This is a genomic window from Cryobacterium mannosilyticum (assembly GCF_004402705.1).
Taxonomy (GTDB): domain Bacteria; phylum Actinomycetota; class Actinomycetes; order Actinomycetales; family Microbacteriaceae; genus Cryobacterium; species Cryobacterium mannosilyticum.
In genome coordinates this window covers 14,715-36,728 of record NZ_SOFM01000020.1, presented here as the reverse complement: position 1 = coordinate 36,728, position 22,014 = coordinate 14,715, and the positions used below count along the sequence as shown (strand labels likewise).

The 22,014-nt window shown below is 70.1% G+C and carries 25 protein-coding genes; 7 read left to right on the top strand and 18 right to left on the bottom strand.

What is annotated here, in order from left to right; genetic code table 11:
* The 6 genes from E3O32_RS07390 to kynA form a co-directional block, all read right to left on the bottom strand.
* Nucleotides 1-220 (bottom strand): hypothetical protein (locus E3O32_RS07390; RefSeq protein ID WP_198417539.1); only part of this gene is annotated, 220 nt, incomplete at its 3' end.
* A 128-nt stretch (nt 221-348) separates the two neighbouring features.
* Nucleotides 349-1,047 (bottom strand): phosphoribosylformylglycinamidine synthase subunit PurQ, encoded by a 699-nt coding sequence (gene purQ, locus E3O32_RS07385; RefSeq protein WP_134508136.1) that lies wholly within the window; start codon nt 1,045-1,047, stop codon nt 349-351.
* Nucleotides 1,047-1,316, bottom strand: a complete 270-nt coding sequence (purS, locus tag E3O32_RS07380; RefSeq protein WP_134508134.1) for a phosphoribosylformylglycinamidine synthase subunit PurS — start codon at nt 1,314-1,316, stop codon at nt 1,047-1,049. The genes purQ and purS overlap by 1 nt, the downstream gene beginning before the upstream one ends.
* Nucleotides 1,317-1,355: 39 nt before the next feature.
* Nucleotides 1,356-2,714: a kynureninase gene (locus E3O32_RS07375; protein WP_134508132.1), complete on the bottom strand. Its 1,359-nt coding sequence runs from the start codon at nt 2,712-2,714 to the stop codon at nt 1,356-1,358.
* The gene (locus tag E3O32_RS07370; RefSeq protein ID WP_134508130.1) at nt 2,711-3,664 is read right to left on the bottom strand and encodes an amidohydrolase family protein; all 954 of its coding nucleotides are present in this window, start codon (nt 3,662-3,664) and stop codon (nt 2,711-2,713) included. Before E3O32_RS07370 ends, E3O32_RS07375 begins: the two co-directional genes overlap by 4 nt.
* A gap of 22 nt (nt 3,665-3,686) precedes the next feature.
* The gene (gene kynA, locus E3O32_RS07365) at nt 3,687-4,541 is read right to left on the bottom strand and encodes a tryptophan 2,3-dioxygenase (RefSeq protein WP_134508128.1); all 855 of its coding nucleotides are present in this window, start codon (nt 4,539-4,541) and stop codon (nt 3,687-3,689) included.
* 161 nt (nt 4,542-4,702) lie between these two features.
* On the opposite strand from kynA, the gene E3O32_RS07360 reads away from it, so the two are divergent.
* Nucleotides 4,703-5,422, top strand: coding sequence for a TetR/AcrR family transcriptional regulator (locus E3O32_RS07360; RefSeq protein ID WP_134508126.1), 720 nt, complete (start codon nt 4,703-4,705; stop codon nt 5,420-5,422).
* Between the two features lie 105 nt (nt 5,423-5,527).
* Here E3O32_RS07360 and E3O32_RS07355 read toward each other — a convergent pair whose 3' ends face one another.
* The 4 genes from E3O32_RS07355 to purD all read right to left on the bottom strand — a co-directional run bounded on the left by E3O32_RS07355 (nt 5,528) and on the right by purD (nt 9,450).
* Nucleotides 5,528-6,355, bottom strand: a complete 828-nt coding sequence (locus E3O32_RS07355) for a VOC family protein (RefSeq protein ID WP_134508142.1) — start codon at nt 6,353-6,355, stop codon at nt 5,528-5,530.
* Between the two features lie 334 nt (nt 6,356-6,689).
* Nucleotides 6,690-7,055 carry a VOC family protein gene (locus E3O32_RS07350; protein WP_420898100.1) on the bottom strand — a complete coding sequence of 122 codons (366 nt, stop codon included), beginning with the start codon at nt 7,053-7,055 and terminating at the stop codon, nt 6,690-6,692.
* 138 nt (nt 7,056-7,193) lie between these two features.
* Nucleotides 7,194-8,159: a phosphoribosylaminoimidazolesuccinocarboxamide synthase gene (locus E3O32_RS07345; RefSeq protein WP_134508122.1), complete on the bottom strand. Its 966-nt coding sequence runs from the start codon at nt 8,157-8,159 to the stop codon at nt 7,194-7,196.
* A gap of 22 nt (nt 8,160-8,181) precedes the next feature.
* A complete protein-coding gene (gene purD / locus E3O32_RS07340; protein WP_134508120.1) occupies nt 8,182-9,450 on the bottom strand; it encodes a phosphoribosylamine--glycine ligase in 1,269 nt (422 codons plus the stop codon).
* 145 nt (nt 9,451-9,595) lie between these two features.
* On the opposite strand from purD, the gene E3O32_RS07335 reads away from it, so the two are divergent.
* On the top strand, nt 9,596-9,961 hold the full coding sequence (locus E3O32_RS07335; protein WP_134508118.1) for a sterol carrier family protein: 366 nt from the start codon (nt 9,596-9,598) through the stop codon (nt 9,959-9,961).
* A gap of 55 nt (nt 9,962-10,016) precedes the next feature.
* Here E3O32_RS07335 and E3O32_RS07330 read toward each other — a convergent pair whose 3' ends face one another.
* On the bottom strand, nt 10,017-11,012 hold the full coding sequence (locus E3O32_RS07330) for a ribokinase (protein ID WP_134508117.1): 996 nt from the start codon (nt 11,010-11,012) through the stop codon (nt 10,017-10,019).
* 67 nt (nt 11,013-11,079) lie between these two features.
* Between E3O32_RS07330 and E3O32_RS07325 the strand changes: the two genes are divergently transcribed.
* Genes E3O32_RS07325 through purM form a run of 3 tightly spaced genes read left to right on the top strand, consistent with a single transcriptional unit; the run spans nt 11,080 to nt 14,219 of the window.
* A complete protein-coding gene (locus E3O32_RS07325; protein WP_134508116.1) occupies nt 11,080-11,475 on the top strand; it encodes a hypothetical protein in 396 nt (131 codons plus the stop codon).
* A gap of 21 nt (nt 11,476-11,496) precedes the next feature.
* The gene (gene purF / locus E3O32_RS07320; RefSeq protein WP_241974696.1) at nt 11,497-13,119 is read left to right on the top strand and encodes an amidophosphoribosyltransferase; all 1,623 of its coding nucleotides are present in this window, start codon (nt 11,497-11,499) and stop codon (nt 13,117-13,119) included.
* A complete protein-coding gene (gene purM, locus E3O32_RS07315; RefSeq protein ID WP_134508115.1) occupies nt 13,116-14,219 on the top strand; it encodes a phosphoribosylformylglycinamidine cyclo-ligase in 1,104 nt (367 codons plus the stop codon). Before purF ends, purM begins: the two co-directional genes overlap by 4 nt.
* A gap of 311 nt (nt 14,220-14,530) precedes the next feature.
* On the opposite strand, the gene E3O32_RS07310 is transcribed toward purM, so the two are convergent.
* On the bottom strand, nt 14,531-14,776 hold the full coding sequence (locus E3O32_RS07310) for a DUF3073 domain-containing protein (RefSeq protein ID WP_134508114.1): 246 nt from the start codon (nt 14,774-14,776) through the stop codon (nt 14,531-14,533).
* A gap of 151 nt (nt 14,777-14,927) precedes the next feature.
* On the opposite strand from E3O32_RS07310, the gene E3O32_RS07305 reads away from it, so the two are divergent.
* The gene (locus E3O32_RS07305) at nt 14,928-16,013 is read left to right on the top strand and encodes an NAD(P)-binding domain-containing protein (RefSeq protein WP_134508113.1); all 1,086 of its coding nucleotides are present in this window, start codon (nt 14,928-14,930) and stop codon (nt 16,011-16,013) included.
* A 37-nt stretch (nt 16,014-16,050) separates the two neighbouring features.
* Here the strand turns inward: E3O32_RS07305 and crcB are convergent, their stop codons facing one another.
* The 4 genes from crcB to E3O32_RS07285 all read right to left on the bottom strand — a co-directional run bounded on the left by crcB (nt 16,051) and on the right by E3O32_RS07285 (nt 19,507).
* Complete coding sequence (crcB, locus tag E3O32_RS07300; RefSeq protein WP_134508112.1) at nt 16,051-16,419, bottom strand: fluoride efflux transporter CrcB; 369 nt, start codon at nt 16,417-16,419, stop codon at nt 16,051-16,053.
* Nucleotides 16,416-16,823: a fluoride efflux transporter FluC gene (locus tag E3O32_RS07295; protein WP_134508111.1), complete on the bottom strand. Its 408-nt coding sequence runs from the start codon at nt 16,821-16,823 to the stop codon at nt 16,416-16,418. Before E3O32_RS07295 ends, crcB begins: the two co-directional genes overlap by 4 nt.
* A gap of 3 nt (nt 16,824-16,826) precedes the next feature.
* Nucleotides 16,827-18,962 carry an APC family permease gene (locus E3O32_RS07290; protein ID WP_420898099.1) on the bottom strand — a complete coding sequence of 712 codons (2,136 nt, stop codon included), beginning with the start codon at nt 18,960-18,962 and terminating at the stop codon, nt 16,827-16,829.
* 101 nt (nt 18,963-19,063) lie between these two features.
* The gene (locus E3O32_RS07285; RefSeq protein ID WP_134508110.1) at nt 19,064-19,507 is read right to left on the bottom strand and encodes a MarR family winged helix-turn-helix transcriptional regulator; all 444 of its coding nucleotides are present in this window, start codon (nt 19,505-19,507) and stop codon (nt 19,064-19,066) included.
* A gap of 46 nt (nt 19,508-19,553) precedes the next feature.
* Here E3O32_RS07285 and E3O32_RS07280 point away from each other — a divergent pair, with 46 nt between their 5' ends.
* Nucleotides 19,554-19,817 carry a hypothetical protein gene (locus E3O32_RS07280; protein ID WP_134508109.1) on the top strand — a complete coding sequence of 88 codons (264 nt, stop codon included), beginning with the start codon at nt 19,554-19,556 and terminating at the stop codon, nt 19,815-19,817.
* 85 nt (nt 19,818-19,902) lie between these two features.
* Here E3O32_RS07280 and E3O32_RS07270 read toward each other — a convergent pair whose 3' ends face one another.
* Nucleotides 19,903-20,526: a PadR family transcriptional regulator gene (locus E3O32_RS07270; RefSeq protein WP_134508108.1), complete on the bottom strand. Its 624-nt coding sequence runs from the start codon at nt 20,524-20,526 to the stop codon at nt 19,903-19,905.
* Entirely contained in the window at nt 20,523-21,407 is an 885-nt protein-coding gene (locus E3O32_RS07265) for a DUF4097 family beta strand repeat-containing protein (RefSeq protein WP_134508107.1), read from the bottom strand. The genes E3O32_RS07270 and E3O32_RS07265 overlap by 4 nt, the downstream gene beginning before the upstream one ends.
* Nucleotides 21,408-22,014 lie beyond the last annotated feature (607 nt).

The following is a 22,014-nucleotide window of genomic DNA, read 5'->3' as shown; positions in this document are numbered from 1 at the left end:
CGTCACTGAGCAGCCCGAACGCGATCCCGTCCAGGGCCGCGGCTACGGCCTCCCGCGCCCGCCCGATCAGTTGCGCCGGCCCGGCGCCGACCGGATCAGACCCGACCGGAACAGACCCGGCCGGGGCGGCAGTCGACTCCGAGCCGGTCAGGCCGAACGCTGACCGATTCGCCGCCCCTGCCGGGGCGGCTTGTGACTGCGGATCCGAGGCTCCTGCCATGCCACCAGTGTACGCCGAATCGAACACAAAGTCGAGAATTTGTCACTGTATTCCTAAAGAAATCGATAGTATATTCGATTTTTCTCGGGTCTCGACGGGCCCGACCACCGGGTCGCCGCCGGGAAGCCCTACGCGGTTGCGAGCACCCGCTGGATCACCGAGCTGAAGAAGGTGAGACCGTCGACGCCGCTGCGCATCGCGTCGGCGGTGTCGGGGCCGAAGCCGGGTTCGACGGCGTGCTCGGGGTGCGGCATCAGCCCGACGACGTTGCCGCGGGCGTTCGTGATGCCCGCGATGTCGTTCAGGGAACCGTTCGGGTTGAGGCCGAGGTAGCGCACGACGACGTGTCCCTCACCCTCGAGGCGCGCGAGCATATCGGCGGAGGCGATGAAGCCGCCCTCGCCGTTCTTGAGCGGGACGGTGATCTCCTGGCCGGCCGTGAAGCCGCTCGTCCAGTCGGTGGCCGTGTTCTCCACGCGCAGCTGCTGGTCCCGGCAGATGAAGGAACCGTGGTCGTTGCGGATCAGGCCACCCTCGAGCAGGTGTGCCTCGGTCAGCATCTGGAAGCCGTTGCAGATGCCGAGCACCGGCATCCCCTTGTTCGCGGCGTCGATGACCTCGGCCATGATCGGGGAGAGGCTGGCGATGGCGCCGGCGCGCAGGTAGTCGCCGTAGCTGAAACCGCCGGGCAGCACCAGGGCGTCGACGCCGTGCAGGTCGTGCTCGCCGTGCCAGAGGGCGACGGGATCCGCGCCGGCCAGGCGGATCGCACGCTGCGCGTCACGATCGTCGAGCGAGCCGGGGAAGGTGACGACTCCGACGCGCATCAGTGGGTCTCTCCGGCGGGTGCCTCCAGCACATGGATGCCGACGACGTCTTCGATGACGGAGTTGGAGAGCACGGTGTCGGCGAGTTCCTGGATCTCGGCCAGCACGGCGTCGTCGATGTGCCCGGCGACGGTGATCTCGAACCGCTTGCCCAGGCGCACGCCGGTGAACCGGCTCTTGCCGAGGCGGCCGAGAGCGCCGGCGACGGCCTTGCCCTGCGGGTCAAGCAGCTCGGCCTTGGGCATAACTTCTACGACGATTGTTGGCATGGTTCACTCCGGAGACGTCGGGGGGTGGATTCCACGATTCTACAGGCCGGCAGGGGTGCTGCGACCGGCCTCGGCGCCGTCCGCGAGTCCGCTCTGTCCGAGCAGCACCCCGCGGAGCACGTCACGGATCGCGGCGACGCCCTCGAAGGTCTCGACGAAGCTGGTGCTGAGCGGCGAGAGCCCGATCCGCAGGGCGTCGGGGCCCCGGAAATCGGGGATCACGTCGTGCTCCCAGAGCGTCTTCGTGACCTGCCGCATGGCCGGGTGGTTGATCGTCACGTGTCCGCCCCGGTGCGTGTGCTCCCGCGGGGAAGTCACCCGCACGCCCAGCGGCACCAGCCAGGTGTCGACCAGGCTGAGCGCGAACTCGGTCAGCGCCACCGATTTGGCCCGCACCTGTTCGATGCCGGCCTCCTCGATCATGGCGATGGTGTCCTGCATGGCGAGCATTCCGACGATGGCGGGAGTTCCGCTCATGAAGCGGCGGATGCCGTCGGCCGGCACATACCCCGGGCCCATCGTGAAGACATCCTTCGTTCCCATCCAGCCCTGGATCGGCTGGGTGAGCACGTCCTGCAGGTCGCGCCGCACATAGCCGAACGCGGGGGCACCCGGGCCGCCGTTCAGGTACTTGTAGCTGCAGCCCACGGCCAGGTCGACGTCGCAGAGGTCGAGTTCGACCGGCACCGACCCGACCGAGTGGCTGAGATCCCAGAGCACGAGCCCGCCGGCGGTGTGCACCAGCTCGGTGATGGTGCGCATGTCGGCGAGGAAGCCGGAGCGGTACGCGACGTGGCTGAGCAGCACGAGGGCGGTCTGCGGGCCGACCGCCTGCCGAACCTGGTCGACGGTGACGCCGGAGGCGGGGTCGGCGTGGATCCAGCGCAGGGTGAGCCCGCGCTCGGCGGCGATGCCCTCGAGCAGGTACCGGTCGGTGGGGAAGTTGTCGGTGTCGAGCACGATCTCGGTGCGCACCGGCTCGGTGTCGATCCGGCGGTAGTCGACCGCCGCGCGGGCCAGCTTGTAGAGCAGCACGGTGGTGGAATCGCCGACGAACACCTGGCCGGGCCCGGCGCCGAGCGCGGCGCGGCCGAGGTCGTCGCCGATCTTCAGCGGCAGGTCCATCCACTGCTCGTCCCAGCCGCGGATCAGTCGGGTGCCCCAGTCGTGGGTGAGGAACTCGGTGATCCGGGCCACGCTGGCCAGGCTCGGCCGCCCGAGGGAATTGCCGTCGAGGTAGGCGAACGGGTTCGGGGTGGCGTCGCCGACGCCGTCGGTGCCGACGAACTGGCGGCGGTAGTGCGCGAGGCCGTCGATGCGGTCCATCCGGCGGGCGAAGGCGAGCTGGGCGTCCTGGCCGCCGAGGCCGGCGTGGCTGCTTTCGGTGCTGGGGGTCATCTGGTTTCCTCGGTCTCGAACGGCTGATGCGGCAGGCTCCCATGATGACCGACTTCCCCGGCGTCCGCAGCCGGGACCACCCGTGCCGTGCACAGCCAGCGGGTGAAATCGCCCGGGTCGCCGGGGCGCTCGCCCGGGATGACCGTGGCGGGGAGGCCCGCGCCGGTGCGCGGGAGGGCGCCGGGGAACCGGCCGATGGAGTCGCGGGTCAGGGCGCGGAGGAGTTCGCCGGGGGAGAGGCCGCAGGCCAGCAGGGCGTCGAGCTCGCGCCGGTTGAGTCCGACCGGGAGCGGGCCGTTGCCGAGGTCCGTGCCGTAGAGCACCTGGCCGCCGGCGGCGTGGAACCGGCGAAGGTTGTCGCTCGCCCGGGCGAAGTCGTCGGTGGGCCGGCCCCAGCCGTGGATGTCGAGGGTGCTGATCCAGGTCATCCGGCCGGCCATCGCGGCGATGAGGTCGTCGTCCAGGCGCTCGTCGAACGGGGTGTGCGCGAGCACGTCGACGCCCGCGGCGTACGCGTCCCCGGCCTGGCCGGCGCCCTCCGCGTGGGCGACGACGAGCACGCCGCGCTCGTGCGCCCTGGCGACGATCGCCGCGAGCACGTCGCCGGGCAGCACCGGGCCGGCCGCGGTGTTCAGGGTGACCTTGATCACGGATGCGCCGGCCGCGAGCTGCCGGTCCACGGCCGCGGCGGCGTCCGTGGCGCGCGCCACCTCGCAGACGCTGCCGGCCGGGGTCCACCCCTGCCGGGCGGGGTAGCCGCCCGGCGTGGTGAGGAACTGGCCGGCGAAGGCCGTCTGCGGGCCGGAGCCGTCCGCATCCGTCTCCGGTGCCCGGTGCGGCCCGCCGAGGTCGAGCACCCTGGCGATGCCGTTTGAGGCCAGGCCGGCAGGGTCGATCAGGGCCAGGTGCACGTGCGCGTCGAGAAAGCCGGGGAAGACGGTGCCGCTCATGAGGGAGGTCGACGCCCGCGGCTCACGTGCCGAGCTCCGTGCGCACCGCGAACAGCTCGGGAAAGAAGGTGAGCTCGAGCGCCTTCTGCAGGAAGGCGGCGCCGCTCGAGCCGCCGGTGCCGTGCTTCATGCCGATGATGCGCTGCACCGTCTTGAGGTGCCGGAACCGCCAGAGCTGGAAGTTGTCCTCGAGGTCGACGAGCTCCTCGCAGGCCTCGTAGGCACCCCAGTGCAGGGTGGCGTTCTCGTAGATTCCGCGGAAGACCGCCACCAGCTCCGGGTGCAGCACCCAGGCCTCGGTGACGTCCCGGTCGAGCACGGCGGCGGGAACGGAGAATCCCTGCCGGTGCAGGTAGCGCAGGAACTCGTCGTAGATGCTCGGCGCCTCGAGCATCTCGGTGAGCAGCGCATGCGCCGTCTCGTCGCTCTCGAACACGGTGAGCATCCGCCGGTTCTTGTTGCCGAGTGCGAACTCCACTGCCCGGTATTGATAGGACTGGAACCCGGAGGAGTTGCCCAGAACCCCCCGGAACTCGGCGTATTCGCTCGGGGTGAGGGTCGCGAGCACGGACCACTGCTCGGTGAGTGTGCGCTGGATGTGCTTGACCCTGGCGATGCATTTGAGGGCCGGGGAGATCCGGTCCAGGCGCAGGTGCTCCGTGGCGGCCCGCAGTTCGTGCAGCACGAGCTTGAGCCAGAGTTCAGTGGTCTGGTGCTGGATGATGAAGAGGAGTTCGTCGTGGTGCTCCGGCCTGCTCACCGGTTTCTGGGCGCCGAGCAGGGTGTCCAGGTCGAGGTAAGCGCCGTAGCTCATCCGCTCCCGGAAGTCGGTCACTATCTCCGGATCGAACTCCCGGGTGTTGTTCTCGACCGGCATTCCAGCTCCGTTCCGCACGGCCGGCATCGGGCCGCGGTGCCAGGTTTCGTTGATTGCATTCTGGTGGGACACGCCGGTGGACGCAACATGACCGACCTAGAACCCGGGTCGTGGAGGATCCCCTCCGCGAAGTCGGAGGTAAGGGTCCTAGAATCAAGCCCATGACTTCGCCCGAACCGACCCAGCAGGACGGGGTGCAGCCGAGACGGCGTGACGCCCGGCAGAACCGCGAACGTCTCCTCCTGGAGGCCCGCGCCCTGATCGCCGTGCACGGTGTCGACGCGTCGCTCGAGGAGATCGCTCGCCGCGCCGACGTGGGTGTGGCCACCCTGTACCGCAACTTCCCGACCAGGGACGACCTCATCCGCGCGCTGCACGAGATCGCGCTCGCCGAACTCGCCACGGTCAAGGATGAGATCGCCGCGGCCCCCACCGCGTGGGACGGCATCGTCGTCTACACCGAGCGGGTGGCCGAATGGCTCGTCGCCGACCCGGCCCTCCCTTTCATCCTCAAGCGGATGGAGACCATCGACCCGACGCTCGGCAAGGGCAAGGACTTCCAGGCCGTGATCGCGGCGCTCGTGGCCCAGGCCAAGCGAGACGGTGCGTTGCGCCCGGACGTCGACGCGGTCGACCTGGCCGTGCTGGTCACCATGGTCGGCTCCCTCGGCACCCTCGGCGGCGGCTACACCGGCCAGTGGCGCCGGCAACTCTCGATCGTGCTCGACGGGCTGCGCTCGAAAGACCTGGACCGCCCGAAACTGCCGGGGCGCCCTCTCGGCGCGCGCGAGTTCCAGGCCGCGGTGCACGGGCTGTCCCGCCGCGGCAAGCGGGCCGCCACCCGACCGCCGGCAGGGCCGGCCTCGGCCCCGGGAGCCTGATAAAGGCCGCGACCGTCTAGAACGTGGCCGCCCACGCGGGTGTGCTCGGCCTGTTCTTCCCCGGGTGTCAGGCTGCCGGGGTAGGGGCTGCCGTCTTTCGCAACGCTACGCGTTGCGGACGACGATCTGGTTGCCCCACGGGTCGTCGAAGCCGAGGGTCTGCCCATCGTGGCGGGTCTCCACGCCGAAGTGGCTCATCCGTTCGCCCAGCGCGCCGATGTCGTCGACCGTCGGCAGGATGATGTCCACCTCGCCCAGCCCGAGCGCGAGCCGGCGCTTGCCTGCGCCGGCGCTGTTCCAGGTGTTCATCGCCATGTGGTGGTGGTAGCCGCCCGCGGACACGAACAGGGCCGCGCCGCCGAGCGACGCCGTCGCTTCGAAGCCGAGCCGGTCGACGTAGAACTGGCGGGCCGTGGCCACGTCGCCGACGGAGAGGTGCACGTGCCCGACGATGGCGTTGCCCGCGGAGGGATCGGCCTGGCCGGCCTCGGTGAGGTGCTCGCCGATGAACTCGTTCGGGTCCAGGTAGAGGGTGGCCATCTCGACCTGGCCGTGCGACCAGCTCCACGCCGTGCGGTCGCGGTCCCAGTACAGTTCGATCCCGTTTCCCTCCGGGTCGGTGAAGTAGAACGCCTGGCTGACCAGGTGGTCGGCGCTGCCGGTGAACGTGCCCGGATGCTTCGTGCCGACCGAGTAGACGGCCGCGGCGAGCTGCGCCTGGGTGTCGAAGAGGATAGCGGTGTGGAACAGCCCGCTCGAGCGCGGCTCGGCCGCGGCGAGTTCCGGGGTGTGCTGCAGGATGACGATCGGCGTGCTGCCGCGGCCGAGCACGGCGACAGCGCCGTGCTGGCTGAGCAGCGTGAGGGTGACCGCATCCCGGTAGTACGCGATCATGGCGTCGAGGTTGCCCACCCGGAGGGTCACCGCGCCCATTCCGGTGGAGGCGGGAAGGAGGTCGTTCGCAGAGTGGCTCACAGCGGCTTAAACGGATGCCGGCCCGCCGGTATTCCGGAATGCCCCGTTCGGGGGCGGCGAGGGCGCGGGCCCGGGAACGACCCTGGTCGGGTCGTGCTGGTGGCTAACTCAGGAGATCCACTCGGCCAGCTTCGGTTTGCGACGGAAAACCGCAGCCGTGCCCGTGCAGGCGAACCAATTCTCCTGAGTTAGCCCCAAGTCGGCCCTGCAACGCAAGGCTGAACGGTGCTGGGCGTGTTGGTGCAGCTGGGCGCTCAGTCCTGGTGGAGCTGCTCAGTCCTGGTGGAGCTGCTCAGTCCTGGTGGACCTGGACCAGGTTTCCGCAGGTGTCGTCGAAGAGCACCGAGGTGCCGGAGGCATCCGTGATCGGCTCGCTGGTGAAGCGCACCCCGAGGGCGGTGAGCCGGTCGTAATCCGCGCGCACATCGGCCGAGCCGAGCACGATCACGGGCAGGCCGAGGGCGCGCAGCCCCTGGGCGTACTTCGTGGAGATCTTGTTGTCGCTCGGCTCGAGCAGAAGCCCGACGCCGTCGGGGTCTTCGCGGGACTTGACGACGTAGAGCTGGTGTTCGGGCATGGTCAGCAGTTCCTCGAAACCGAGGACGGATGTGTAGAAGTCGAACGCGGCCGAGGGATCGTTCACGTGGACACTGCACATCTTGATTCGCATGCCGGGAGCGTAACATTTTCGGGGCACCGGGCGGGTGGGCGTGACTCCCCGCGACGCGGGCGACCGCGCTGCCCGGGTGCCCGGGTGCCCTGCGCTGCCCGGGTGCCGGCCCGGCCAGGGCGGGTATCAGACCTTCGGGGCGAGCCCGGCGTGGGTGAGCCGCTCGAGCAGCTCCAGGTAGCGGGCGGAGGTGCGCGCGATGATGTCCTCCGGCAGGGCGGGCGGAGTGCCGGTCTGGTCCCAGTGGGCGGAGAGCCAGTCGCGCACGATCTGTTTGTCGAAGCTGGCCATCCGCTGCTCGGGCGTGCTGCCGGAGCGCCACAAGGCGGCGTCCCAGTAGCGGCTGGAGTCGCTGGTGAGCACCTCGTCGGCGAGCGTGATCACGCCGGTGACGCGGTCGGCGCCGAACTCGAACTTCGTGTCGGCGAGGATGACGCCGGCCTTCTCGGCAATGACGGAGGCCTGACCGAAGATCTCGAGCGAGAGCCGGCGCAGTTCGGTCGCGACCGGCTCGCCGACAAGCTCGACGGTGCGCTCGAACGAGATGTTCTCATCGTGCTCGCCCATCGGCGCCTTCCAGGCCGGGGTGTAGATCGGTTCGGGCAGCCGGTCGCCGTTCTGCAGCCCGGCGGGGAGCGGGATGCCGCACACGGTCCGGCTGGCCTGGTATTCCTTCCAGCCGGAGCCGGTCAGGTAGCCGCGCACGACGCACTCGATCGGGAACATGTCCAGGGTCTTGCAGAGCATCGCCCGGCCGGCGACCGCGGCGGGGATCAGGCTCGACACGACTCCGTTCACGGTGTGGTCGGGAACGAGGTGGTTGGGGATGCCCGCGAGCTGGTCGAACCACCACAGGCTGAGCGTGGTGAGCAGTTCGCCCTTGCCGGGGATGCCGGGCTCGAGCACGTGGTCGAAGGCGCTGACACGGTCGCTGGCGACGACGAGCACCCGGCTGGCGGTGGCCAGGTCGACGGGGGCATCCGGGTTCGCCCCGGCGGGAACGTACAGGTCGCGCACCTTGCCCGAGTAGGCGTGGCGCCAGCCCGGCAGGTCGAGGGGGGCGGATGTCGATGGCTGGTCGAGTGAGGTCACGGCTTCATTCTCTCGCACGGTGTCAGCCGGCGACGCGGGCGGCGATGTCGGTGCGGTACTGGGCGCCCTCGAGGGTGATCAGGGCGAGGGCCTCGTAGGCGCGGGCTCGGGCCTCGGCGAAGCCGTCGCCGACCGCGACGACACTGAGCACGCGCCCGCCGGTGGAGACGAGCACGCCGTCGATCACGGCGGTCGCCGCGTGCGCGATCGTGACGCCGGGCACGACGGATGCCGCGTCGAGGCCGGCCAGCGGACGCCCGGTGACGGGGGCATCCGGGTAGTTCTCGCTCGCGAGCACGACCGTGACGCAGGCGTTGGCCGAGAACACCGGGCGGGCCAGGCCGCCGAGCGCGCCGGTGGACGCGGCCAGCAGCAGGCCAGACAGCGGGGTGACGAGCCGGGGCAGCACGACCTGGGTCTCGGGGTCGCCGAAGCGGGCGTTGAATTCGATCACGCGGATGCCGGCATCCGTCAGAATGAGGCCGCAGTAGAGCAGCCCGATGAACGGGGTGTCCTCGGCGGCGAGGCGGCGCACGGTGGGCAGGGCGATGGTCTCGATGACCTCGTCGACGAAGGCCTGTTCGCTGCCGAACCGGGCGTCGAGCCAGGGCAGCGGGGAGTAGGCGCCCATCCCGCCGGTGTTCGGGCCGGCGTCGCCGTCGGCGAGGCGCTTGTAGTCCTGGGCGGGGGAGAGGGGGAGCACGGTGTGGCCGTCGCTGAGCAGGAAGAGCGAGACCTCCGCCCCGTCGAGGAACTCCTCGATCAGCACGCTGCCGTGCTGCAGCCAGTGGGTGGCGTGGGCGAGGGCCGCGGGGCGGTCCTCGGTGACGAGCACACCCTTTCCGGCGGCGAGGCCGTCGGCCTTGACGACGTAGGGCGAGCCGAACTCGTCGAGCGCCGCCGTCGCCTCGGCGAGCGTGCCGGCCCGCACCGCGCGGCCGGTCGGCACCCCGGCCGCTTCCATGATGCGTTTGGCGAAGGTCTTGCTGCCTTCGAGGGCCGCGGCGGCCTTGCCCGGGCCGAACACGGGGATTCCGTGGGCGCGCAACGCGTCGGCGACGCCGGCGACGAGGGGAGCCTCCGGGCCGATCACGACGAGGTCGACACCGTTCAGGTTGGCGTAGTTGGTGACCTGCTCCGGGTCGGTCGGATCGAGCGGAACGACCGGAACGTCCCGGGCGATCCCGGCGTTGCCGGGTGCGGCCACGACCTCGTGGGCCGGCTCCTCTCGGAGCAGGGCGGTGATGATGGCGTGCTCGCGGGCACCGGAACCGAGGACCAGAATTCTCACCGGTTCAGGCTACCGGATGCCGCGCCCGTGGTCCCTCCTCGGTTTCCCTCGTTTCCCACTTCGGTTCCACTCTCGCGAAGGGGGTGCGGAATGGGGTGCGAAGGGGGTGGGGGCGGGGTGCGGGCGAGGACGGCAGAATGGGGAGATGGCCAAGGCGAGGATCGACGACGGGGTGGGACGCGCGGCGGTGCGCCGCTACGTGGCGGATGCGCCCGGGGCGAGCCGGGACATCCGTGCCCTCGCCGTGCGCTACACCCTGCAGCTGCTCTCCGAGGAGGCCAACGGCAACACCCTCGAGGTGCGCGTGCCGCCGTTCGGGGCCGTGCAGTGCATCGCCGGTCCCCGGCACACCCGCGGCACCCCGCCCAACGTGGTCGAGACGGATGCCGCCACCTGGCTCGCCCTGGCCACCGGGGCGCTCTCCTGGGTCGACGGTCTCGCGACCGGGCGCATCCACGCCTCCGGCCAGCGGGCCGACCTCGCCGCGCACCTCCCGCTCCCGCTGGGCTAGGAGCAGCCCGGCGGCGCAGCCCGGTTGCAGCGGCCGACGCGGGGATCCGGCGCACTCAGCGGAGGATCGCGCTGACCTCGGCCAGGGTCGGCATCGAACTCGTCGCACCGGGACGGGTGACCGACAGGGACGACGCAACGGTCGCCCAGCGCACCGCGTCGATCATCTCTGCCTCGCTGACGGTCGCGGGCCCCGCAACCGCGCCCGCGCCGGCATCGGCACCAGTACCCGCGCCGGCGCCCGCGGCGGCGGCACCGGCACCACTCGTGCGGCCCGAACCGGCCGCCAGTCGCGCGACGAGTGCGCCGACGAACGTATCCCCGGCGGCGGTCGTGTCGACCGCACGCACCGGGCGCGCGGGGGCGAGCCCGAGCACGCTGCCGTCGAAGGCCACGACGCAGCCCTCCGCACCGAGGGTGACGATGGCCCAGGTGCCGCCGGCGCTGAGTGCCTCGGCCGCGCGCACCGGGTCACTCTCGCCGGTGAGCGCCGCGGATTCCAGGCGATTGGGCACGACCAGGTCCACCCCGGCGAGGAAACCGTCCGGCAGTGGCACGACCGGCGCCGGCGTGAACACGGTGAACACTCCGGCCGCCCGCGCGGCGGTGACGCCCGCTACGAGCGCGGAAACCGGCAGCTCGCACTGCAACAGGAGATGGGAGGCGCCGCCGATCGTCTCCCGCTGCGCCTCCGACAGGCCCGTCACCGTCGCGTTGGCACCGGGCACGACGACGATCGAGTTCTCGCCGGAGTCCACGACGGCGATATGGGCAGTCCCCGTCGCCCCCGGCATCGTGGCGAGACCCGACGAACGGATGCCCTCCGAGCCCAGCAGCGCGCGCAGTTCCGAGCCGTAGGCATCCGTTCCGACCGCGCCGAGGAAGTCGACCGAGGCACCGAGCCGGGCAGCGGCGACCGCCTGGTTCAGGCCTTTGCCGCCCGGCACGGTCATGAAGGCGGAGCCGATGATCGTCTCCCCGGGGTTCGCGGGGCGGGGCTGCCGCACGACGAGGTCCATGTTCGCGCTTCCGAGCACCGCAATCCTGTTCATCCGCCCAGTCTGCCAGCGACCGCGAAAAGCCAGCCGATGGCCCCGGCGCGCGTGCGACAATGGACGGGTGAGTTCAGCCGAGCAACCCGAACAGCAGGTCCCGGAGTCCGGCGAAGGCGAGATCCTCGTCGACCAGGCCCGGGTCACCGTGCGGCGCTCGCCGCGCTACCTCAACTTCATGATCCTCGGCGCCGTCGTCGGCGCCATCCTCGCCCTCGTGCTCACCGTCTCCTTCCCGGCGAATGCGGAGTTCGCGCCCAGCCAGGTCTTCGGATTCCTACTGCTCGCGGGGGTCGTGGCCGGCGTCACCGTCGGCGCCGTGGCCGCCATGGTCATCGACCGGGTCGCCGGCCGCTCGGCCACCACGGTCGTCGTCGATAGACTGGGCGCCTATGGGCCGAGCGGCCAGGAGGCTCCGGATGCTCCGTCCGACTCCCCGAATTCCAGCGACAACTCAGAGTAAAAATAGTTAAGAGGCTTCGATTTGGCTGGTGGCGACGGACTTCTAGGTCATGACCTTCTCCCGGGTGAGAAGGGTCCGCAGGATGCCTGTGGCGTCTTCGGCGTCTGGGCCCCCGGCGAGGAGGTGGCCAAACTCAGCTACTTCGGCCTCTACGCCCTGCAGCACCGCGGGCAGGAATCGGCCGGCATCGCCACCAGCGACGGCTCCAAGATCCTCATCTACAAGGACATGGGCCTCGTCGCGCAGGTCTTCAATGAGGCCGCACTGAGCACTCTCCTCGGCCACATCGCGGTCGGCCACACCCGCTACTCCACCACCGGGTCCTCGAGCTGGCAGAACGCCCAGCCCACCCTCGGGCGCACCTCCGGCGGCACCGTGGCGCTCGGCCACAACGGCAACCTCACCAACACCGCCGAGCTCCTGCAGCTCGTGCACGAACGCTACCCGAAGGTGGAGGGCGAACTCGCCCGCGGAAACACCACCGACACCGCCGTGATCACGGCGCTGTTCACCGGCGACCTTGACCACACCCTCGAGGCCACGGCGCTCGAGGTGCTGCCTCGGCTGCGGGGGGCCTATTGCCTCGTCTTCATGGACGAGACCACGTTGTACGCGGCCCGCGACCCGCAGGGCGTGCGCCCGCTGGTGCTGGGCCGCCTCGAACGCGGCTGGGTGGTCGCATCCGAGACCGCGGCCCTCGACATCGTCGGCGCCAGCTTCGTGCGCGAGGTCGAGCCGGGCGAACTGCTCATCATCGACGAAGACGGCCTGCGCTCGCAGCGGTTCGCCGAGTCCAAGCCCGCCGGCTGCGTGTTCGAATACGTCTACCTGGCCCGGCCGGACACCACCATCGCCGGCCGCGGGGTGCACGAGGCGCGGGTGGAAATGGGCCGCCGCCTCGCCGCGGAGTACCCGGTCGAGGCCGACCTCGTCATCCCGACCCCCGAGTCGGGCACGCCGGCCGCGATCGGCTACGCGCAGGCGTCCGGCATCCCGTTCGGCCAGGGTCTGGTCAAGAACTCGTATGTCGGCCGCACCTTCATCCAGCCGTCCGAGACCATCCGCCAGCGCGGGATCAAGCTCAAGCTCAACCCGCTCAAGGCCGTGATCAAGGGCAAGCGCCTCATCGTCGTCGACGATTCGATCGTGCGCGGCAACACCCAGCGCGCCCTCGTCAGCATGCTCCGGGAGGCCGGCGCCGCCGAGGTGCACGTGCGCATCTCGAGCCCGCCGATCACCTGGCCCTGCTTCTACGGCATCGACTTCGCCTCCCGGGCCGAACTCATCGCGACCGGGCTCGGCGTCGACGAGGTGCGCCAGGCCATCGGCGCCGACTCGCTCGGCTACCTCTCCCCGGAAGGCATGATCGCCGCCACCGAGCAGCCGCGGGAGAAGCTCTGCACCGCGTGCTTCACCGGGGTCTACCCGATCCCGCTGCCCGACGCGCTCCACCTGGGGAAGAACCTGCTCGAACGCCCCGCCGGGTCCGACGGCTGCGACCCCGGACCCGACGCGGAGTACGAGCCCCTGCTCGAGGCCGCTGCGCGCCGCCCCGGCGCCCCGGCCGGAGAACCAACGACCCAGGGCCGCATCCCCGCAATGCCGGGAGCGTTCCCGATCGGCGACCCAGGAAGACAAGAATGAGCAACGCTTCATACGCCGCGGCCGGAGTCGACACCCAGGCCGGCGACCTCGCCGTCTCCCTGATGAAGGCCGCCGTCTCCCGCACCCACGGCCCCGAGGTGCTCGGCGGGTTCGGCGGCTTCGCCGGACTCTACGACGTGTCGTTCCTCACCTCCTACCGTCGCCCGCTGCTGGCGACGTCGACGGATGGCGTGGGCACCAAGGTCGCGATCGCCCAGGCCATCGACAAGCACGACACCATCGGCCAGGACCTGGTCGGCATGGTCGTCGACGACATCGTCGTGGTGGGCGCCCGCCCGCTGTTCATGACCGACTACATCGCCTGCGGGAAGGTGGTCCCCGAACGCATCGCGGACATCGTCGCCGGCATCGCCCGGGCCTGCTCCGAAACCGGAACCGCCCTCGTCGGCGGAGAGACCGCGGAGCACCCCGGCCTGCTCGGCCCCGACGACTATGACGTCGCCGGCGCGGCCACCGGCGTGGTCGAGGCCGACCAGGTCCTCGGCGCCGAACGAGTCACGCCGGGCGACGTGGTCATCGCACTCGCGTCATCCGGGCTGCACTCCAACGGCTACTCGCTCGTGCGTCACATCCTCGCCCAGCGCGGCATCGGCTACGCCGACACGTCCGCCGATCTCGGCGGGGTCGTCGGCGAGGTGCTGCTCACCCCGACCCGGCTCTACAGCGGCCCGCTGCTCAGCGTGCTGGCCGACCCCGAGCTCGCCGGGGCGGTGCACTCGCTCAGCCACGTCACCGGCGGCGGGATCGCGGCCAACCTCGCCCGTGTGCTGCCGCTCGGCTCCTGGGTCGAGGTGGACCGGTCCACCTGGTCGCCGTCGCCCGTCTTCCGGGTGCTCAGCGAGATGGCCGGCTCCTCCCTCGAGAGTTCCGAGGGCACCTGGAACCTGGGGATCGGCATGTTCGCGGTCGTCGCGGCCGGCTCCGCGTCATCCGTGATCGCGCGCCTGGCCGCCGACGGCATCCCCGCCTGGGTTGCCGGACGCGTCTCGACCGCGGCGCACGACCTGTCGGGCTTCGAACAGGGCGCCAAGGGCGTCAACGGCGGCGCGGTGCGCCTGGTCGGCGGCTACGCGGGCTGACCCGGTCGGCGGGGCGGGGGCAGTTGCGGGGGCCGACCCCACTTGCCCTCGCCGAGATCTGCCCTTCCGGTCGAGACCGCCCTGCGCGCTAGTCGGTCTCGACGGAATAGGTAGATCTCGGCGAGTTGCGTTGGCGCGCGGGGCGCGCGGGGTAACGCGCGCGAGGGGGCGACGGGGGTCGGCAGTCGTGGGGATACTTCACGGTCACGGTCACCGGTCACCGGTCACCGGTCGCAGTGGCACTCCTGGAGGCTGCCGGGTTTGGGGCTGCCGCCTTTCGCGATGCTTCGCATCGCGCACATCGCGCGGCATCACGCCGTGCGCTGCTCGTCTTCCGTCGCGTAGGTATCGACGTATTGCTCGTCGTCTTCGTCACCCTTGCCGGGCTTCGACGCCTCGTATTCCGGCCACTTCGCGAGGTCCTCGTCGAGGCGCGGGTCTTCGACCGGATGCCCCGTGAGCTCGCGTTCGAGCGCGTTGTAGTTGGTGTCCGGGCTGAAATACTTCAGCTCGCGGGCAACCTTGGTGTGCTTTGCTTTTTGACGGCCGCGCCCCATGCGAGACCCCCTAACGATGCCAGGCCGAGTGAGGAATGAGTCACCCGGGGAGTTGCCGAACGGAATGGTGAAAACTAGCCGCTAGTTTAGCATGATGGGCCTGAACCCCCGCTGACGAGGTTCACAGGCCACCCTGCTGGAATGAGGTGTGATGGCGAACGAGGCGACGGTACCCGTTGTCATCGTCGGCGCCGGTCAGGCCGGCCTTTCGGTGGCCTACTACCTGCGCAAGTTCGAGCTTAGCCCTGGTCGCGACTTTGTGATCTTCGACCGCGGTCCGGATGCGGGCGGAGCCTGGCAACATCGCTGGCGGTCCCTGCGCCTCGGTGCGGCACACCGGGTCAATGATCTGCCCGGGATGGCTGAACTCGGCATCAGTTTCGACACCGCCGACCGCTCACTTCCCGCCCGGGAGATCGTGGCGGACTACTACCGCCGGTATGAGGAGCACTTCGGGCTGAAGGTCGTGCGGCCGGTCACCGTGCGATCCGTGGCCAATCACCGGGCGGACCTCGTGGTGTCGACGACCTCGCCGGGTTACGGCGACCGGGACACCACGGCCCGGCTCCTCGTCAACGCCACGGGCACCTGGGGCTCTCCGTTCGTGCCGCACTACCCCGGCGCCGATCGCTTCGCCGGGCGGCAGCTGCACACAGCGGGCTACGTGTCCGCCGACGAATTCGCCGGCCAGCGCGTGGTGGTCGTCGGAGGCGGCACCAGCGCGATCGGGTTCCTCCTCGAGCTCGAGGGCGTCGGGGCCGAGCTCAGCTGGGCGGCCAGGCGCCCGATCGACTGGATCCACACCGAGCTGCTCGAACTCGAGGGGGCCTCCGCCGCGGTCGCCGCTCAGGACGAGGCAGCCCGGGCCGGGCGCGCCCTGCCGAGCATCGTCAGCGGCACCGGCGTTCCGGTGAGCCGCCGGATCGCCGCGGGGATCGACCGCGGGCTGCTCGTGGCCCGGCCGATGTTCGCGGCCATCGAGCCGACCGGGGTGCGCTGGCCCGACGGCACGTTCACCGAGGCCGACGCGATCATCTGGGCATCCGGGTTCCGGCCCGAACTGCGCCACCTCTCCCCGCTCAAGCTGCGGGAGAAGGCCGGCGGGCTCTCCGTCGGCGGCGGGGCATCCTGGACAGACCCGCGCATCTTCCTGGCCGGCTATGGACCCCAGGCGAGCACGGTCGGCGCGCACCGGGCCGGCCGCACGATCGCCCGCCAGATCGTCGCACTGCTTTAGCCGCGCCCGGCCGGGAGGCGGCACTGCCGTGTGGGCATCACCGGGCGAGCAGGTACCCCGCTGCGCAGGCGCCGAGCCCGAGCACGAGGTTGCCGGCCAGGCCGGCCAGGCCGGCCCGCCAGCGCCCCTTGAGCATCAGCTCGACGGTCTCGACGCTCCAGGTGCTGAAGGTGGTCAGTCCGCCGCAGACGCCCGTGAGCACGACCAGGCGAACGTCGTCGCCGACCGCGGCACGTTCGACGAGGCCGAGCACCACGCCGCCGATGAGCGATCCGGCCACGTTCACCACGAGAACGCCGAGCGGCAGCCCGCCCGGGCCGAGCGGAAGGGTGCGCGAGACCAGGTAGCGGATGACGGCCGCCGCGCCGCCGCAGGCGAGCATGACGATGACCAGGCCGGCGTTCACGGGGTGCCCCCGGCATCCGTCGCCGCACGCCCGGCCGCCCGGGCGCCGAGCCAGAGCCCGAGAGCGGCGGCCGCGAAGCCGAGCGTGAGCGTGACCGCGAGGTAGGCCGCGGCCAGCGCCCAGGAGCCGGCGGAGACGAGGGTGACCAGCGAGACCATCACCGCGGAGAAGGTCGTGAACGAACCGAGCAGGCCGGGGCCGAGCGCCGCCTTGATCCACTGCGGCACCGCCGGCCGGGTCCAGAGCCCGGCAACCAGCCAGCCGAGCACGAACGCGCCGAGCGTGTTGACCACGAGGGTCCCGCCAGGGAACTGGTCGGCGGAGTGCGGCAGCACCAGGTCGGTGCCGAAACGCAGGGCGGTCCCGACGACACCGCCGAGGAAGACCGCCGGTGCGAGCCGCACCGGCTACTTGCGTTTGCGGCGTCGTGCAGCGGACGGTCGGGACTGCGGCGGGGTCACGCCGACCACCGGCGTGGGCCGCACGGGGATCTCCTTGGTCGCGGGCGCGAGCGGCTTGCGCGGGATCGGACGGGGACGCACGGGCTCGCCGCGACGGTCCTGGCCGGGGATCGGCCGGGACCGGCGGCCGTAGATGAGCTCGGAGGAGTCGAGCAGCCACGGCACGAGCGCAATGGTGACGCCGTGCACGAGCATGAGCTTCTGGCGCAGGCGCCGGGCCTTGTGGTTGTGGAGCAGGCCCTCCCACCAGTGTCCGACGATGTAGATCGGCGTGTAGATGGTGATGACCTCGGAGCCGTGGTCCACGCGGCGGTCCTTGATGTAGCTGATCAGGGGCCAGCTGATGTCCCGGTAGGGCGACTGCACGATCCGCAGCGGCACCTGGATGTTCTGCCTGACCCAGTCGCGTTTGAGCTGTTTGGTCTCTTCCTCGTCGATCGAGATGTGCACGGCCTCGATGCCCTCGTGGCGGGCGGCGATCGCGTAGTCGAGCGCCTTGAGCACGGGCTTCTGCATCTTGCCGACGAGCACGATCGCGTGGTCGCCCTGGGAGCCGAAGGTGGTCTCCGGGTCGACCTCGATCTCCTTGGCGACGTCCCGGTAGTACCGGTTGACGCCGAGCATCAACGTGAAGAGCACCGGCATCATCACGAAGACGAGCCAGGCGCCGTGGGTGAACTTGGTGATGGTCACGACGATCAGCACGACGCCGGTGAGCAGTGCGCCGAAACCGTTGATCGACAGGCTCGCGATGATCGAGCCGCGGTTCGGCGGGTTCGTCTTGAGGAGCGTGAGCCAGTGCTTCACCATGCCGGTCTGGCCGAGCGTGAACGAGACGAAGACACCGATGATGTACAGCTGGATCAGGACCGTGAGGTTCGCCTGGTAGACGATGATGATCAGGCAGGCGAACAGGGCCAGGAGCAGCACGCCGTTGGAGTAGATCAAGCGGTCGCCGCGGGTGCTCAGTGACTTGGGGGCGTAGGAGTCCTTCGCCAGCACCGAGCCGAGCAGCGGGAAGCCGTTGAAGGCCGTGTTGGCCGCCAGCAGCAGCACCGCGGCGGTCGCGGCCTGCAGCACGAAGAACATGATCGAGTTGTTGCCGAAGGTGGCGGCCGCGATCTGGGCGATCAGGCTCCGCTGCGGCGAGGTCGCGCACTCGTCCCAGCCGATCAGGTCGCAGGGGTTCTCGGCGTAGTGCACCTTGGTGATCAGGGCGAGCGCGGTCAGGCCGACGAACAGGGTGATCGCGATCCCGCCCATCAGCACGAGGGTGCGCTGCGCGTTCTTGACCTTCGGATGCTTGAACGCGGGCACTCCGTTGGCGATCGCCTCGACGCCGGTGAGCGCGCTGCACCCACTGGCGAATGAGCGCAGCAGCAGCAGGATGAAGGCGGACTGGGCCAGGTTCTGGGCCTGCACGTCGAACCCCGCCGACTCGGCGACGGGGGCGTCGCCGAGGGCGACCCGGGCGAGGCCGACGACCACGAGCACGAACACGCTCGCGATGAACAGATAGGTCGGGATCGCGAACGCCTTGCTCGACTCGGCGACGCCGCGGAGGTTGACCGCCGCGAGCAGGATGACGAAGACGACGGCGATCTCGACCCGGAAACCGGCCAGCATCGGCAGCGCCGAGATGATGTTGTCCACGCCGCTGGCCACCGAGACGACCACGGTCATCACGTAGTCGACGAGCAGGGCGGAGGCCACGAGCAGTCCGGCCTTCTCACCGAGGTTCTTCGAGGCGACCTCGTAGTCACCGCCGCCGGAGGGGTAGGCCTTGATCAGCTGGCGGTAGGACGCGACCACGACGACGAGGAGGAGAACGACGAAGGCCGCGACCCACGGGGCGAAGCTCAGGAACGCGAGCCCGCCGAGGGTGAGGATCATCAGGAGCTCTTGCGGCGCGTAGGCCACGCTCGACAGCGGGTCGCTGGCGAAGATCGGCAGGGCGAGGTGCTTGGGCAGCAGCTGACCCTCGAGGTGCTCGGTCGAGAGCGGGTCGCCGATGATCCATCGCTTGGGCGATCGTGTTTCTGGCGCGGGGCCGGTTCCCTCTGGTGTCACGAGGGACGACACTACTCCCTTGCACACCGCTGTCAAATCTGTGGGAGGTTGCCCCGGATGCGGCGTGGCGTCCGCGTGTCACGAGTGGGTCCGGGCGAGTCCCGGGGGCGTCCCTACCCGGGGTGGGTGGCGTCGATCACCCGCCAGAGCGAGCGCCGCAGGGCCTCGAGCTCGTCGATGCTCATTCCCAGCCTGTCGATGATGCGCGGCGGGATGGTCCGGGCCTCCTCGCGGAGCCGCATTCCGTCCGCGGTCAGGGCCACGTCGAGCATCCGCTCGTCACGGTCGTTCCGGGTGCGGGTGACCAGCCCGGTGGCCTCGAGCCGCTTCAGCAGGGGGGAGAGGGTGGCCGGTTCGAGGCGGAGCTCGGTGGCGAGGTCCTTGACCGAACGGGGGCTGCGTCCCCAGAGGGCCAGCATCACCAGGTACTGCGGGTGAGTGAGGCCGTAGGGCTCGAGGATGGGCCGGTAGATGCCGATGACACTGCGGGAGGCGATCGCGAGCGCGAAGCAGACCTGGTCTTCCAGTCGGAGCAGGTCGGGGGTGTCCTCGATCATCGGTACGTGCCTCGTCTTTTCGGATTTGATTAGTACACTAATGATTATGACACGCACTAGTAAAGGGGAACGAGACGGCGGCCTGGTCGGCGTCGTCGGCTGGCTCAATCGCACCCTCCTGCCCTGGATCGGCCCGCCGCCCCTCGGCCCGTACACGACGGTGACGGCGACCGATGAGGCAGCGGCGAAGTCGGAGGCCCGCTGCCCGATCTGCTCCGAGCTGATGAGCCTGCACGAGATCGACCGCTCGGGGGAACGCACGCAGGTCTACCACCCCACCCCGGAGCAGGTCGTCGAGCGATCCGCCTGATCGGGTGGGCTGGTCTCGACAGGCTCGACCATCGAGGGCGGCGCGACCATCGAGGGCGGCGCGACCAGGGCTGGCCGCCGGCCCGTCAGCGGCCGAGTGAGGCGAGGATGCCCGCGCGCACCTCGGCGAGCTGTCGGCGCAACTCCGGCACCGTGGCGGCCGGTACGCGGGCCACGGCGGCCCGGTTGCGAAGGTCGGCGCGGAGTTGCTGACGGAATTCGTTGAGCACGAGGTCGGCCTCGTGCAGGGCCCGGTTCGACTCGAGGCGGATTGAGCTGCTCGAATCGGGGGCGCCGCTCGAGGGCGGGGCCGGGTTCTCCTTTCCCGCCTGTCGTTTCGCCGAGGCAAGATCGGCGCGCAGGCTCTTCATCGCCGCGGTGACGCTGAAACGCACCTCATCGGCCAGGCGCCGCACCGAGTCGGTCACCTCGGTTTCGATGGCGTCCAGGTCGCCCTCGCGGGCCAGGAGTTCCTCGCGGCCTGCCGCGGTGATCTCGTAAACGGTCTTGCGCCCGTCCGTGGACTTGGTGACCAGGCCCTCCTCCTCGAGCTTGGCCAGGCGCGGGTAGATCGTTCCGGCGCTGGGAATGTAGGTGCCGCCGAATCGGTCGCTGAGGGCCTGGATCAACTCGTAGCCGTGGCGCGGCTGCTCGGCGAGCAGGCTGAGCAGGTAGAGGCGCAGGCTGCCGTGCGCGAAGACGGGAGTCATTCCGAGGCCTCCGTCGCCGAGCCGGTGGGGTCGGTGGCGCTCGTCGCGGCATCCGCTGCAGCCGGAGCTGCCGTGGCCGGCGCGCGGCGCACGATCGAGACGTCCCCGGACACCGAATTGGCGTGCAACTCGAGCCAGGTGCCGGAAAGGTCGCCGCTGCTGCCCTCGTAGCCCTTGCCGAAGACGCCCTTCATGGTCTGGTCGTCGAGCTGGAGCGTGCCGGAGACGGTGTTGAGGTGATAGCTCGTGGCCACCGCGGCGTCGAGTCGCGCGGTCAGGTTGCCGCTGACCGTATTGGTGTCGATCGCGTCGGGGACGCCGTCAATGTCGAGGAACACGTTTCCGCTGACCCCGTCGGCACCGAAACGCGGGATCCTGCCGCTCGCGGTGATGTCGCCGGTGACGGTGTGCGCGGAGATGCGGCCGGTGTGGTTGCTGACGGACATCTCGCCGTTCACTCCGTTGAGTTCGAGGGAGCCGGTGACGCCGTCGACGACGATGTCGCCGGAGACGGTGCTCAGCCGGGCGCCGGCGCTGAGCCCGGATACGAGGGCTTCGGCGCTGACCACGCCCAGTTTCAGGATGACGTCGCGGGGAACCATGATGCTCACATCGGCCTTCGCTGTGCCGCGGAAGGAGGCGAACACCTCGATGAAGTTGTCCCAGCGCAACTGGGGGTGGTCGATCTCCAGGGTGTTGCCGTCGAGCGAGATCTTGAGGTCCTTGCCGCTCACGCTGTGCACTTCGACCCGGGTGTCAGTCTCGTCGTGGCCGATCACGTCGACCTTTCCCCCGATCAGGCCCACCTTGAGGTTGCGGACGAGCTCGATATCGATCACCTTGGTCTGCCCGGGGGCGACCAGCCATTTCTCCTGTGCCATTGCGTACTCCTTTGTGTGAGGCATCCGCCGGGCGGATGCCGCAATCCTGAATCGCGATATATCGCGTCTGTTGAAACTCACGATATATCGCGTTCGCCGGGCGCGCAACCCCCCGTCAGGCATTCCGCGCAGAAACCAGGAGAGGGCGGGACCAGGTGATCATCTGGTACCGCCCTCGGCGATGGTGCGGCGCTATCCAGTTACGGCTGCAGCCCGGTCACCGGCTTGGTCGCTCGCCCGGTCATTTTCCCGACAGGATCTTCTGTACTTCCTCGTTCTTGAGCAGGCTCCACGGAGCGCTGCTCGAGCCGTCCAGGGCGGCCTGGGGCTCTCGCCCTGGTCCCATCACCTGGTCTCCAGGATCCGGCCGTCGAGGAGCACGCGGTCGCCCTTTTCGTAGATCGTCGTGGGAGACCACGCCGGGTACGTCCCCTCCTGACCACGATCGGGGGAACGGGCCGGACACAGGGAAGAAGAAGAAGGGTGCACCGCCGGAGATCGCCCCGAAGACTCTGGAAGAAATCGGCTGGGTTTTGGTTCTCTGCCACGGCGACCGAAGGCTCAACCGCGACCTGAACGGCGGCAGCGACCGCCGCAGGAGGGCATT